Origin of the sequence: Methanofollis fontis (assembly GCF_004297185.1) — an archaeon.
GTDB classification, from domain to species: Archaea; Halobacteriota; Methanomicrobia; order Methanomicrobiales; family Methanofollaceae; genus Methanofollis; species Methanofollis fontis.
In genome coordinates this window covers 640,079-654,123 of record NZ_PGCL01000001.1, presented here as the reverse complement: position 1 = coordinate 654,123, position 14,045 = coordinate 640,079, and the positions used below count along the sequence as shown (strand labels likewise).

Below are 14,045 nucleotides of genomic sequence, written 5' to 3'. Positions count from 1 at the left end.
GAGCCTTATGCACCGGGTTTTCCCATAATTTCCCGCTCTTCCTCGGTGAGCCGCGCAAGCACCTCTTCCGGCTCGCCGAGAGCAATGATTTTTCCGCCCCGCATCAGGGCAATCCGGTCGCATATGTCCCTCACAAATTCCATATCGTGCGAAACGACAATAAAGCTCTCGTCCATCTGCTCCCGGGCATGCATGATCGAGTGCTTGACATCGATCTTGGTGATCGGGTCCATCGTGCCGGTCGGTTCGTCCAGAATGACGATACGGGGCTCCCGGATCAGCACCTGTGCAAGCGCCACGCGGTGACGCTCGCCCTCGGATAGCTCGCCGGGTTTGCGGTCCAGGATCTCGCGGCTCTTCTCATCGGTGAAGCCCGCCATCTTCAGGGTGATCACCGCCTTCCGGATCGCCAGTTCCTTCGGGAACTCGAGTCCGATGGCGTCGGTGAGGTTGTCGAGCACCGTGCGGTGCGGGAAGAGGTCGTACTCCTGGTGCAGCAGCCCGATATAGCCCTTGGCCCGCCCCCTGAACTCAATGCCGGGCTTGGTCATATCCACCCACTCCTCACCGATGCGGACATTCATCTCGCCGGACGTCGGTTCGATGATCCCGGAGATCATCCGGGAGAGGGTGGTCTTGCCGGCTCCGCTCTTCCCGATGATCCCGAAGATCTCCTTCTCGGAGACCTCGAATGAGACGCCGTTCACTGCCTTGACCATGCCCCGGTCCACTGAGAGGTAGCGCTTGATCACGTCACGGGCGATAAGGATGTTAGCGCCGAGTTCGGCCCGGCAGTAGGTCTCCTGGTCGCTGTAGCCCTCCATGAAGCGGTCGATCACCTCGTCCGGTGACCCGATCACCTCGATCTCACCCTCCTTCAGCATGATCGCACGGTCGGCGACGTCCCGGATCACCTGCGAGAAGTGCGAGGTGACCATCATGCCCATGTCGTTCTTCTTCGCCGCTTCATTGAGCATGCCGTGGACGAGGTTCGCCGTGCCGGGATCGAGGGTGCCGGTGGGTTCATCGGCAAAGAGCAGAAAAGGCTCCTTTGCCAGCTGCCGGGCCAGGACGACGCGCTGCTTCTCGCCACCGGAGAGGTCGCGGGCGATATGCATCATCCGGTGTGAGAGCCTCACCTCATCGAGCAGGTCGGCGGCGCGGGTGACGGCCTTCGACGAGGGATAGTTGATGTCCTCGAGCGCATGCATGACGTTCTCGATGACGCGGTCGTTGCCATAGAGGGCAAAGGTCCGCTGGAACATGATGGCGGATCGCGTCATGATTCGCCGTTTCAACGATTCGTTTGCCGGATCCCAGAAATCGACATCGATCGGGCTCAGAGAATGGCCGCATTTCGGGCACGCCTTCCCTGCTGCACTCGGGACATCCATCCAGCCGCACCCATCGCAGGCCGCCACATGATAGATGACTCTTCCGGATGTCGGGGGCTGATCGACGCCACGGATCAGGTGAAGGAGAACCGTCTTCCCTGATCCGCTGCGGCCGATCACACCGACTATCTCGCCCTCTGCAACTTCAAAACTGATATTGTTGAGTGCCCGTTTCTCACCAAAATCCATGCAAAGGTTCTCAACTGTGATTAACGCGGTCATAATTCACTCCTTTGAATCCCTAACGGTAGTGTAGAAGTCAGATCATATTAACCCTTATATTGAGACAACTTCACGCCCGGAAATATCCCGGACAATCGGTACGACCTCACTGACATTCCCGACGATATAATCTGCCGCAGAACAGAGTTCCTGCGGCTTTTCATTCGATTGCTGCTCGGATAGAATGGATATGTCAGCTTTTCTGAATGCCTGAAGGTCATTGATGCCGTCGCCGACCATCACCACCGTGCCGTAGCAGCGTTTCAGGTCCTCCACGATCTGGGCCTTGATCGAGGGCGTTGCAATCCCGTGCACCTGATCGCGGGGAATACCGAGGTGATCGGCGATCCGCTCCAGCTTCGCCGCCCGGTCGCCCGATGCGATGAAGGTGGCCACCCCCATCGAATGGAGATCGGCGATCGCCTCCTTCGCCCCCTCAAACGGACGACCGCCGGCGGTGACGGTGAACTCGATCCCGCCGAGCGAGAGGTTGAGGATGGCGCCGGAGTCCATCACCACCAGCGACTCCTCCCGCAGCGTCCCCCAGACATCCCTGATGCAGACCTGCAGGTCCCCCACCAGGGCCCTCCGGTCAGAATACAGGATCTCTGCCAGTCGTTCATGCGGGATCACCTGTCTGAGGCAGGAGATCCCGAACCCCACCGATCGGTCGCAGAGATACGTCGAGAGGTATTCGTCCGGCGGGGCGGCGATCACGTCCCGTGATGAGGCATGCAGGGCGATGAGAACGCGTGAGCGGTCCATACAGGTGAGAAGCGTTGTCTCGACGCCCGACAGGGTCTTTCCGGCGACGACGTCGCGAGCGGTCCGGTAACTCTTCAGGAGTGTTCCCGCACTGTCAAATACCACGGCTACGGTCATGAATACACACAGGCAACGCTTATGTAATCGGATATTCTTCTACTGCATTAAAGTATGTTGCTGAATGACACTGCAGACCAGATCCGCTCGATGGAGATCCGGGGCGCCGGACGGATCGCCCGGGCAGCGGCCGGAGCACTGAGGGATTATGCGGCAGGACGTGAAGATCAGGAGATGTCTGCGTTCCGGCGCGCCATGCGCGAGGCAGCCGCCGTCCTCCTCGAGACCCGCCCGACGGCGGTTTCCCTGCCCAATGCCGTGCAGTATGTGATGCGCTCGTTTGCCGAAGCATCGACACCCGAGGAGGCGAAGGCGGCGATCCGATCCGCCGCAGACTCCTTTATCCTCTCGTCCCACCATGCGGTGGAGTGGATCGGCGAGATCGGCGCCCGCCACATCTCGGACGGCGACCGCATCCTCACCCACTGCAACTCCGAGGCGGCCCTCGCCTGCATCCTGACCGCCCACCGGCAGGGGAAGGAGATCGAGGTCGTTGCCACCGAGGTGAGGCCGAGAAACCAGGGGCTCCTGACGATCCGGACGCTGAACGATGCCGGAATCAGGACGGAGTATATTGTCGATTCGGCGGTGCGGACCTTTATCAACGATGCGGACCTGGTGATCACGGGCTCAGACGCCATCACCGTCAACGGGGCCGTGGTGAACAAGATCGGCACGTCGCAGATCGCCCTGGCCGCCCATGAGGCGCGGACGAACATGATTGTGGCCGCCGAGACCTACAAGTTCGCCCCCAGGACGATCCTGGGGGAGCGGATCGCCATCGAGGAGCGCGGGGCGGAGGAGGTGCTCGATCCGGCGATCGCCGCCGGACTGCCGAACGTGACAGTCAGGAACCCCGCCTTCGACGTCACACCGGCGTCGTATGTGGACCTGATCGTGACCGAAATGGGAGCGATTCCGCCGGTGATGGCCTGTATCATCATCAGGGATCACCTGGGATGGGGAATAGAGGAGTTTCACAAGGCATTTGAGATAGACAGCTCAACACAGGAGTGAGAAGAATGGAAGACGTCACTGCAACCTATTATTTCCGCCCGAGGGCCGATACAACACCCGAAGCGGCGGCACAGGCAATCGTCGAGGAGGAGACGACCGGCACCTGGACCGACATCACCACCACGACGGAGTATGTCCGCCGCCTGGACGGCGAGGTGCTCTCCCTGGAGGCCTCGGGGAAGGGTTTCGTCACGCGGGTGCGCTACCCGGCCGAGATCTTCGAGGCCGGGAACATCCCGCAGTACCTCTCGGTGGTGGCGGGCAACCTCTTCGGGCTCGCCCGCCTGGAGGCGGTTCGCCTGATCGACGTCGATTTCCCGGAGAGTCTGGTGCCGTTCAGGGGACCAAAGTTCGGGATGGAGGGCGTGCGAAGGCTGATCGGAACGACGGAGCGCCCGCATGTGGGCACGATCATAAAGCCGAAGGTGGGGCTGAACCCGAAGGATACCGCCGGGGTGGCCTATCACGCCGCCGTCGGCGGTGTCGACCTGATCAAGGACGACGAGACCCTGACCGACCAGACCTTCTGCCGGCTTGACGAGCGCCTTTCGGCGGTGATGGAGCGCCTCGATGAGGCGAAGGAGCAGACCGGGCGGCAGGTGCTGTATGCGGTGAACATCTCGGCGCGGGCCGACGAGATCGTGGAGCGGGCCGAGCACGCCATCGATCTTGGCGCCAATATGGTGATGATCGACGTGATCACCTGCGGTTTCACCGCCCTGCAGGCGCTGGCCGAGGCCCAGTCGGTGCGGGTGCCCATCCATGTCCACCGCACCATGCATGCCGCCATCACCCGGAACCCGGAGCACGGGATTGCAATGCGCCCGATCGCACGCATCGTCCGGATGCTCGGCGGCGACCAGCTCCACACCGGCACGGTCTCCGGGAAGATGAGCCACGACGTCGACGAACTCCGCGGCGACAACGCCGCCCTCACCGAACCGTATTTCGGGCTGAAACCGACCTTCCCGGTGGCGAGTGGCGGGCTGCACCCCGGCAAGGTGGCGGCCGAACTGACGAACCTGGGCACGAACATCGTTCTGCAGGCCGGCGGCGGGATCCACGGTCACCCGGACGGCACCGAGGCCGGCGCCCGGGCGATGCGGCAGGCGGTGGACGCCTTCATGGAGGGTGTCTCGGCCGACGAGTATGCAAAGGACCATTATGAGCTGAAGCGGGCCCTTGAGCGGTGGGGGAACCGCTGAAGCCCCGAACCCTTTTTGACCGCTCACACCCGGGGATCGCAAAAGAACCATATGCCGGGGGGAGAGAGTATCAGTGCGCATGAACCGCTATCCCGCCCCCCCTTTCGACCTCTTCAACGTGTATTTTGAGCGGATCTACGATCCGACGATGCACCTCCTCCTCGCCTTCGACGGCCAGATCGATGAGGAGGTGCTGCGGACGGCGACGCTCCGCGTGATCGCTGCAAACCCCTATCTCGGCTGCCGTTTCGCCGAAGGGGAGGGGATGCCAGTCTGGGAGGAGATCGCAGAGGAGGAGCGGGGACGGGGCTTTGTGGTCCTCCCTCCCGGCGCCGTCATGCCGCCGCCCCCCCTTGACGTCAGGAAGGGGCCGCAGGTGCGTATCGGGCTCTGCCGGGAGGAGGAGGGCGATCTGGTGGTCGTCACCTGCCACCACGGTTTCTGCGATGCCCGAGGGCTGATGGACCTGGCGCGGGAGATATTCGCCGCCTACCGCGAGATCGGGAATGATCCGGATTTCCAGCCCCGAACGACCGGCCTCTACGATCGGAGCACCGATCCGGTCCGGAGCAGGTTCTCGGAGGAGGAGTGCAGACGGGCCATAGAGGAGGAGGAGCCCTTCGTCGACCGCTGGCGTTTCCCGGTCGAGCGGACCGGACGGGGGACGCCCCGCATCGCCAGCCTGACCCTCCCTCCCGAACGGCTGGGGCGGACGCGGGCGTTCGGCAAAAGATACGGGGCCACCGTGAACGATGTCATGATCGCCGCCTTTTTCCTGGCCTTCCTGCGGATCAGGGACGATCCCACCGACCTGAATGCACCCCGCTCGGTGCTCACCGCCGCCGACCTCCGCCGTCACCTCGACGGCCCGGTCCCGCCCGCCAACCTCTCGGCCGCCTATGAGGTGACCCTGACGGCGGGCGCGGGTGCACGCCTCGAGGATGTGATCGAACAGGTGGCGGCGGCGACCCGGCACCGGAAGGCCGGTGCCCTCGGCCTGGGCTGCATCCTCTTCTACGAAGAGATCTATGGGGGCGGGATGGAGCGGGTGGAGGCGTTCTTCGAGGGGATGATGAGGGGCTATCTGGCGACAGGGCTGAAAAACCCGGTCTTTTCAAACCTCGGGATCATCGATGAGACAGAGATCCTCCCGTTGAAGGGGAAGGACGGGAAGATGCTCGACCTCTCCGATGCACGCTGCCTGCCCTGCATCTGCTGGCCCTACGGTTTCCTGATGACCCTCTCCACCTTCAGGGAGGCGATGACGCTCGTGATCGGCTACGAGGAGGGGCCGTACTCGACGGATACCGTGGAGCGTTTTCTGGAATATGTCGACGAATATCTCCCCTGAAGGGGCGGTGCATGGGCCCGGAGACACACACATACGGGATGGACCCACACGGTTTTGCCGCCGGTGACGGGGTTTTTCACCCCCCGCTCCCCCCAACAACGATAGAGGCGGGGATGATTAATTCGGGCGTCCATGGATGAAGGGGCCGTCCCGTGTAAAGCTCCCCGGAGTAGACAGGAGGATTTTCAGCATAAAACGCCCTCATCACCTCCACTTCATCACGATTATCATCAATCCCCTCCCTATCGCATTGACAGGGGTGGGTCCGGGAGGGGTCTCCCCTCCCGGTCTCGGGGGGAGAGATATCCCGGATCAGCGGTGACCGGGCCCATCACCCCTGACCATGATAGCATTTCGTGCCGTTTCCGAACCGGATCACCAGGGGTTCGGTGTCCAGGAGATCACCGTTTGCCAGCTCCACCGCTTTTTCGCCGACCGGCATGACGGCGGTGGTCTCGATACAGGCATACCCCCCGTACTCACCGACGCCTGACCCGTCCCTGACGCCGACGGCGGTATGGGACCGCTCCTCAAAGACCAGGAGGGCGGCATCGTAGCCCTCTCGGGCCATGAGGCCGATGAGCAGGACCGAGCGGTCGTCGCAGTCTCCCCCCTCGACGACGGTCTCCACCGGGAATTTCACGCCCGTCTCGTTGAAATCCCCTTCGAAGGGGAGGGACTGTACGAAGACGGCGAGAAGTTCGAGATATCCGTCGTCGTCCAGACCGGACGCATCGCGGATCGAGCGCAGGTCGGCGAGGATCTCGGCGTAGAGGCCCTCCTGGCATTCGTCAAAGATGAAGGCGGAATAATATTCCTGCATCATCTCCTCAGGCGGCATCTTCGAGTAGATCCGCGCCTCTTTCGGGGAGCGTTTCGCCCCCAGGTACACCGCCATCTCCACGGGCACCATGACGGAGTGATCCTCTGAATGGCAGGAAAACTGATGGGTGACTGCCCTGACACCGCTTTCACCGCAGACGACGATGCCGGGGTAGACGTTCTCCCTCACCGGCACCAGTCCGGAAATGGAGAGCAGCACCGTCCCGATGACTGCCAGTGAAAAGAGCAGGAGGATCCAGAGGAGAGGACGGACCGTTGCAGACACATCAAGGTGATGATTCTTCTCTGACCTAACCTTTTCGGCGGGTGCCCACTGCCTCCCCCGGACAGGTAGAGAGAAATGGTCCTACTGCACATTACAGTTCATGCAAATTCCGTTCACCAAACTCCACGGCAACGGCAACGACTTCATACTGATCGACGAAACAGCTGGTCCGGTCATCCCTGACGAGATGAAGGCGGATTTCGCCGCCGTCTACTGCGACCGGCGGTTCGGCATCGGCGGCGACGGCGTGCTCTTCCTCCTCCCCTCTGAGAGCGCCGATGTGCGGATGCGCCTCTTCCAGCCCGACCGGAGCGAGGCGGAGATGTGCGGAAACGGCATCCGCTGCCTTGCAAAATTTGCCTTCGAGGCCGGATACATGGGCGAGAAGGCCACGGTCGAGACGATGGCCGGCATCATGGCAGTGGAAATGGGATACAACGGCGATGGGTATTTCTGGGCGACGATCGAGATGCCTGCACCGGCGTTCACACGCTCCACCATTCCCGCCACCGGGGAGGGAGATTACAAGGAGGAGATCGGCCCCTTCACCGTCCATGCAACGAATACCGGCGTGCCGCATGCCGTGATCTTCGTCGACGACGTGGAGGCCGTCGATGTGGCGGTGGCCGCACCGCCAATCCGCCGCCACCCGACCTTCCCGAACGGCGCCAACGTGAACTTCGTGCAGGTCACCGGCGAGGCCTCGATCCGGATCCGCACCTTTGAGCGGGGCATCGAGGGCGAGACCGAGTCCTGCGGCACCGGGGCCACAGCCTCGGCGGCGGTCGCCCACCACCTCGGTCTCGTCGGCGACGAGGTGGAGGTCGAGACAAACGGCGGACCGCTCGTGATATCCCTGGGGGAGCGGACCCTGATGCGGGGTCCGGCGGAGACGGTGTATTACGGCGTCATCGAGGCGTGAGAGAATACCAGCACTATTTTTTTAGGCAGAGAGGAGCGGGGGATCCTGCCTCGGTCATCCGATGGCCGTTTTGCAGGCGAGAAAAACCCTGGAATTGACGCGACTCATCTTCACTGAGTGGGAAGCGTCCCCCGGATCCCTCCGGTACCGCCTGTAAGGACGGAACAGGCGGCATCCCACCATATCGTTTATCATGTGACTCACGAGATACGGACCATCTGTCGGTAGACAGGGGGGACGGTGATCATCACATGGCCGGGACACACGGCGACCGCACAGCCGAGCCTGAGAGTATCATCAGGATAGAGCACCTCTCCAAGGTCTTCAGGGACGGGCGGCGCCAGGTGAAGGCGGTGGACGACGTCTCCTTTGAGGTGCAAAAAGGAGAGATCTTCGGCCTGCTGGGTCCGAACGGTGCCGGGAAAAGCACGATCATCCGCATCCTCACCACCCTGCTGCGGCCCACGTCGGGAAAGGCATTCGTCGGCCCCTACGACGTCGTACGCCATCCCGAGGAGATCCGTCGGGTGATCGGGGTCTGCCCCCAGACCAGCACGCTCGACCTCGAACTCACCGCCTACGACAACCTGGACTTCTACGGCAACCTGCTGGACATCGATCCCCGACACCTCGACGCCAGGATCCGGGAACTCCTCGATATGGCCGACCTCACCGACCGCGCCCATGCCCCGGTGCAGACGCTCTCGGGCGGGATGAGGAGGAAACTCGAGATCGTGCGGGCCTTCATCCACCGGCCCCTCATTCTCTTTCTGGACGAACCGACGATCGGCCTGGACCCGGAGTCCAGGCGGGAGGTCTGGCAGCAGGTGACCGCCCTGAACCAGGAGGAGACGACGATCATCCTGACCACCCACTATATGGACGAGGCGGAGAAGTTCTGCGACCGCATCGCCTTCGTGGATCGGGGGCGCCTTCTCCGCCTCGACACCACCGAGAACCTCAAGCACTCCCTCCCTGCAGGGGACGTCATCGAGATCGGGATTGAGGCGGTGGATGAGGAGGCCCTGAGAGACCTCCGGGCGGACCGCCGCCTCACCTCCGTGGAGGTGCGGGAGCACAAACTCATCATATCAGCCGAGAACGGGAGCCGTCTGCTTCCCTCGATCGTCGAGACCTTCGAGCGGCACGCCATCCCCATGACCTCGATCGCCATCCGCTCCCCCTCGATCGAGGACGTCTTCATCTATCTCACCGGCAGGCGGCTGGACGGCGGGAGGGGAGAGCCCGCCGGGCCCCCCCGGAAGAGGGGGGACCGTCCATGATGCGGGGGGCCATCGCCATCTTCAGGCGGGACTTCAAGAAGTTCATGGGCAACCCGGTGATCATCGTGATGACCCTGTTCATGCCCATTATCTACCTCATCGTCTTCGGGAACGCCATGGGCGGGACGATCACCCATATCCCCATCGGGGTGGCGCAGGAGGAAGCGTTCGGGGACGAGACGCCCCTTTTCCTTGCGGCCGTCGACGGTCTCCGCCACTATCACATGGACGACAACCCGCAGATTTTCGACGTCACGGTCTTCTCCGGGGAAGTGACCGCAAAGAAGGCATTTGCCGACGGGAGGGTGATGGCCATTGCAATCTTCCCCATGGAGGTCTCAGACGATCGCCCGGTCCGCCTCTACCTGGACAGTTCGGAGTACATGATCCCGGACCTGATCCAGTCGGGGGTGAGCAGCGTGATGGCGCAGTCGGGGGCAAAGAACCCGTTGCAGGTCTCGAAGGTCTACGGCGACATCGACTACATCCAGTTCTTCGGGGTCGGGGTCATCGTGATGGCGATCTTCATGACCACGATGATGGGCGGCGGGATTGGCCTGATCCGCGATAGGGAGAACGGGATCATCGAGGGCTACCTGGTCACGCCGGTGAAGCGGTCGAGCATCATCCTCGGGATCATCGCCAGCGGCACGGTCAAGGCATTCATGGCCGGGTTCATCATTTTTCTGGTCGATATCTTCGTGGCGGGCGTGACGGTCCACAGCATGGAGACCTTCCTGATGGTGCTCGCCGTCCTCTTCGTCATCAGCATCGGGATCACGAGTCTGGTGGTCTCGTTTAGCTCGCGGTTCTCCGCCCAGCAGGAGTACGCCTCGGTGGTGGCGTTCCTGAACCTCATCCTGTTCATGACCAGCGGGGCGTTCTACCCGGTGCTCGGCATGCCGGACTGGCTCCGCTGGATCGCCACAATCAACCCGGAGTACTATGCGATCCATGCCCTGCGGAGCCTGATCCTCCGGGGGCAGGCGGCCCTCATCGGCATGGACCTGCTGGCGATCTTCATCTTCTCCGGCATCGCCATCGCCCTCGGGATCACGACCTATCGGCGGACGCTGGAGTGAGGGGGGGGATCTGCCGCGGGGTTTCGCGAGGTTATAACCCGGCATAAATGGGGGGTTTTGAGGGGTTATAACCGGGCAATATTCAGGATGATCGCAGGCTCATGGCGGTGCGGCCATCGGCAACCCGGTCATCGTGACCGGATACCAGTAGTTTATTAAAAATTTGATCTGAATCCTATCGAATTGAATGCGATCGCCCAAGGAAAGATCAAAATAGTCTGCTGACGCCACAATATAGCCAAATACCCCCAGACAAGGGGACAGGCCCTCCGAGCACAAGAACGTTCTTATTGTGCGGTCGCCGCTCTAGACGATCATCTTGATATCCTAATCAACGGGCAAATCACCCAGAGGATCCGGATTCAAGAACTGATCGGGATGGACGTGAACCGGTTCTCCATCCACCCTCTCCGCAGGGTTGCATCAAATGCCCCCTGTGAGACCTTGTTCCGACATCATCTCTCGAAAGTCGGTCTCACCACACTGGAGAGTGTCAATTCTCAGATCTTCCAATCTTCGCAGTTCAACTCCTGAAGAAGGGTAAAAAATATCGGTTTACTATCGATCTGACAAGCGATCCGTATTACGGTGACATTGACAAAACCAATGAGGAGCATATCATCTGGGGAAAGCAGAAAAAGTCAACCACCCGATTCTATTCGTATCTTTCCCTGTATATCATTCATAAAGGGGAACGGGAGACTGTTGCGCTTTTCCCGACATAGAAGGGCGTTCCAACCTGACTTCCCGAAAATTAAGTACATGATCTAATTTTACTCGTTGTTATTATCTTTAATTTGGTTGAATTTGTTAAAAATATCGGCAATATGATAAATTTAATAATCCGAATGGATTGGTCCGCCCGTCTACCAATTAAGCGCATAGGTTGACCCGAATCTTGCTGAATATCAGGATAAATGAAAAATGAGAAGTGTTCCTGATAGTCCTTTGCTTATTAGGTGGGAACCCAAGTTCTGAATCTACAAAGTGACGGTGTTTCCATCAGATTCAACTTTGTGGGCAGTGATACCCTTATTCAACACAGCCTTTGCCCAAAAAGTACATATACTGTACCAATATTGTGTAAAATATGGGGGATCTTACCGGCACTCTCTTCCTCTCTAATAAGCGGAAAAAGCTCCTACTCTTCCTTAAAAATGGGGTTCGGACTTGGGATGAAATTAAAACAAATCTTAATGTTACTGCAAGTGGTATGCTGCCACAGATACATGTCCTCGAAAATGAAGGATTAATTATTCGTTCAGGTAAAAAGTATCGATTAAGTGATCAAGGAATGCTCATCGTACATTTCATGGAACCACTGGTTTCCACCATTGAGTCCCTTGAGAACAACAAAAATTTCTGGAAAGAGCATAATATCAGCGCCATTCCATTGAAGATGCTTCAACGTTTGTCAGAGTTAAAAAACACCAGCGTCACGGAATGTAGCATAGAGGAGAGTTTCGAGCCTCACACCCACCTCCTCGACAATATTGAAAAATCATTCAGTCTGAAGGGAATTTCGCCAATCGTGAATCCGATGTATCCCCATTTTTTTTTGAATGGGGCAAAACAGGGTAAAAATGTCTCACTGATACTCACAAGGAATGCTTTCGAGAAAATCGGGAAAGATTATTCACCCTATCTTGAAGAAGGATTGCAATATGGAAATGCGGCCCTGTATGTCTATCACGGCAACATTCGTTTCGCCTCTTTCGTAACCGAAGTCTACTTCTCTCTATCCCTGTTTTATCATAACGAAGCGTTTGACTCGATAAGAGATCTGGTTAGCACCGATCCCTCAGCAATCGCATGGGGAAACGATCTCTTTTCCCATTACTTGGCTCTATCAGAAAGGATTACACAGTACCAGCTTACGAATGAATAATGCCATGGCCGATTCCTCTCAGCGAGGAGAATAAAGAAGAAGTTACGTATGCCGCTCGCAAATAAATTAGAGCGCATATCCGGACATTCCGTAGGTTCTCCTTCAGGAGTAGTATTTTTCGGACTCTGCCCCAAGCAACCTCAGTATCGTCCTCAACTCCTCATTCAGGTTCGTCAGCCGTTTCACCCTCCTCCCATCCTCGACCACCACAAACTCCGAAACAGGAAGAACCTGACTTCCCGAAAATTAAGCACATGATCTAATTTTACTCGTTGGTATTACCATTAATTTGGTTGAATTTGTTAAAAATATCGGCAATGTGCTATAAATTTTAATAATCAGAAGTGAGTGGCCCGCCCGCCCACTAATTAAGCGCATAAGTTGACCTAAATCCAGCTGAATATCAGGATAAATGAAAATTGAGAAGTGTTCCTGATAGTCCTGTGCTTATTAGGTGGGAAGCCAGGGTGATATCGAGGGAGCTGAACCAGTAGCTAGGGTGATCATCCAGCCACTTTTCGGCTGCGATCCGTGCATCCGGTTCACAGACGAACTCGCGTGTACCGAGTTTTCGGAGAGAGGTCTTCGCCTTCGCCAGATTCTTCTCAAAGGTCTTTCCTGCCGCGTATGCATCTCTGCGGAGTGGTAGAGGATCCCATTTCTGCCGGATCCCGGCGTATTCGCTGAAATGCTCGGAGTATCCGTATCGTTCATCGGCGCAAGGAGAGAACGAACACTCAGAACGGATCAGGGTTCGTGTTTCAGTGATCGTGGCCGGCACCCGGCTGATCCAGAACAGACGTTGCCCCATACTCTGCAGGTTTTTTGCCGCGTTAAACGCAGAATCGGCCACAAGATAGACCTTTTCATCGGATCTCAGATTGTCTTTGAGATTCTCGATGATTGTCATGATCGTTTCTTTGTCTGATTCGTTCCCGGAGAAGGTCTGGAGAAAGAGAGGTACGCCGTAATGGTTCGAGCCATGCCGAGGACGAACCGCTTGAGATCCCCCGCCCATCCTTCGGATGGCCGTAGGTGATCTCGATCTATCCGACATTGAAATCGGGCTCGTACTCGCCGGTGATACTGAATTTGGTGGTATCGATATGGATGCAATGTGAGCCGAATTCGGTTGGAAGGAGGCACTGTGCGACGATCTCGTTGAAGAGTTTGGTGGGACCATAGGCGGCGATCGCATCGAGGGTTCGGCCAAGGTCATCGTCGTTGAGGTGCTCGCGAGTGATGCCTTCACCGAGGAGACGTTCAACGGCGATATCGTCGAAAAATTCAGGAAAAAGATAGAGGCGGCGTTCGATGAACCCGAGACCGTTGAGCGCCATTTCTTTGACGACATCTCCGTGAGGAGATGATGTGGCCGTGTTTTGGGGATTGCACGGTCGATTACCGGGGCGATCTGGAGGGAGTCGTAGGCCCCGGCGACGATCCCGAGATGATCGATCGAGACGTTGGAGCCTTCAATGAAATCAGCAGAGGACGGCACATGTGGGGCTTGTAGCCCAAAGTACAAGGATCCTGCGGTCGGATTAATTCGGATGGGCCATCATACTCGTGCAGATGGTGGGTTGAAGATTATTTTAACAATATTCAAAAAAATCAACCACCCACATTTTTTGTAAACATTATATTTTAACACACGATTTGATATATACCATATTATAAATATCATATTT

The 14,045-nt window shown here is 58.4% G+C and carries 11 protein-coding genes and 1 pseudogene; 7 read left to right on the top strand and 5 right to left on the bottom strand.

What is annotated here, in order from left to right:
* Positions 1 to 5 precede the first annotated feature (5 nt).
* Positions 6 to 1,616 (bottom strand): methyl coenzyme M reductase system, component A2, encoded by a 1,611-nt coding sequence (atwA, locus tag CUJ86_RS03200; RefSeq protein ID WP_130646101.1) that lies wholly within the window; start codon positions 1,614 to 1,616, stop codon positions 6 to 8.
* 54 nt (positions 1,617 to 1,670) lie between these two features.
* Positions 1,671 to 2,498 carry an HAD family hydrolase gene (locus CUJ86_RS03195; protein ID WP_130646100.1) on the bottom strand — a complete coding sequence of 276 codons (828 nt, stop codon included), beginning with the start codon at positions 2,496 to 2,498 and terminating at the stop codon, positions 1,671 to 1,673.
* A 54-nt stretch (positions 2,499 to 2,552) separates the two neighbouring features.
* Here CUJ86_RS03195 and CUJ86_RS03190 point away from each other — a divergent pair, with 54 nt between their 5' ends.
* From CUJ86_RS03190 to CUJ86_RS03180, 3 genes are all read left to right on the top strand, one after another.
* Positions 2,553 to 3,515 (top strand): ribose 1,5-bisphosphate isomerase, encoded by a 963-nt coding sequence (locus CUJ86_RS03190; RefSeq protein WP_130646099.1) that lies wholly within the window; start codon positions 2,553 to 2,555, stop codon positions 3,513 to 3,515.
* Positions 3,516 to 3,520: 5 nt separating this feature from the next.
* Positions 3,521 to 4,720, top strand: coding sequence for a RuBisCO large subunit C-terminal-like domain-containing protein (locus tag CUJ86_RS03185; protein ID WP_130646098.1), 1,200 nt, complete (start codon positions 3,521 to 3,523; stop codon positions 4,718 to 4,720).
* Positions 4,721 to 4,799: 79 nt separating this feature from the next.
* Positions 4,800 to 6,071, top strand: coding sequence for a condensation protein (locus CUJ86_RS03180; protein WP_130646097.1), 1,272 nt, complete (start codon positions 4,800 to 4,802; stop codon positions 6,069 to 6,071).
* 331 nt (positions 6,072 to 6,402) lie between these two features.
* Here CUJ86_RS03180 and CUJ86_RS03175 read toward each other — a convergent pair whose 3' ends face one another.
* A complete protein-coding gene (locus tag CUJ86_RS03175) occupies positions 6,403 to 7,179 on the bottom strand; it encodes a hypothetical protein (RefSeq protein ID WP_130646096.1) in 777 nt (258 codons plus the stop codon).
* A 100-nt stretch (positions 7,180 to 7,279) separates the two neighbouring features.
* On the opposite strand from CUJ86_RS03175, the gene dapF reads away from it, so the two are divergent.
* The 4 genes from dapF (at position 7,280) to CUJ86_RS03155 (ending at position 12,354) form a co-directional block, all read left to right on the top strand.
* Complete coding sequence (dapF, locus tag CUJ86_RS03170; RefSeq protein WP_130646095.1) at positions 7,280 to 8,101, top strand: diaminopimelate epimerase; 822 nt, start codon at positions 7,280 to 7,282, stop codon at positions 8,099 to 8,101.
* 251 nt (positions 8,102 to 8,352) lie between these two features.
* Positions 8,353 to 9,384 carry an ATP-binding cassette domain-containing protein gene (locus CUJ86_RS03165; RefSeq protein ID WP_130646094.1) on the top strand — a complete coding sequence of 344 codons (1,032 nt, stop codon included), beginning with the start codon at positions 8,353 to 8,355 and terminating at the stop codon, positions 9,382 to 9,384.
* On the top strand, positions 9,381 to 10,466 hold the full coding sequence (locus tag CUJ86_RS03160; protein ID WP_130646093.1) for an ABC transporter permease: 1,086 nt from the start codon (positions 9,381 to 9,383) through the stop codon (positions 10,464 to 10,466). The genes CUJ86_RS03165 and CUJ86_RS03160 overlap by 4 nt, the downstream gene beginning before the upstream one ends.
* A gap of 1,090 nt (positions 10,467 to 11,556) precedes the next feature.
* Positions 11,557 to 12,354 carry a helix-turn-helix transcriptional regulator gene (locus CUJ86_RS03155; RefSeq protein WP_130646092.1) on the top strand — a complete coding sequence of 266 codons (798 nt, stop codon included), beginning with the start codon at positions 11,557 to 11,559 and terminating at the stop codon, positions 12,352 to 12,354.
* Positions 12,355 to 12,757: 403 nt separating this feature from the next.
* Here CUJ86_RS03155 and CUJ86_RS11775 read toward each other — a convergent pair whose 3' ends face one another.
* Together CUJ86_RS11775 and CUJ86_RS12355 are read right to left on the bottom strand one after the other, a co-directional pair.
* A complete protein-coding gene (locus tag CUJ86_RS11775) occupies positions 12,758 to 13,264 on the bottom strand; it encodes a hypothetical protein (protein ID WP_449405504.1) in 507 nt (168 codons plus the stop codon).
* A 136-nt stretch (positions 13,265 to 13,400) separates the two neighbouring features.
* Positions 13,401 to 13,855, bottom strand: a pseudogene (locus tag CUJ86_RS12355) (IS1634 family transposase).
* Between the last annotated feature and the right edge of the window lie 190 nt (positions 13,856 to 14,045).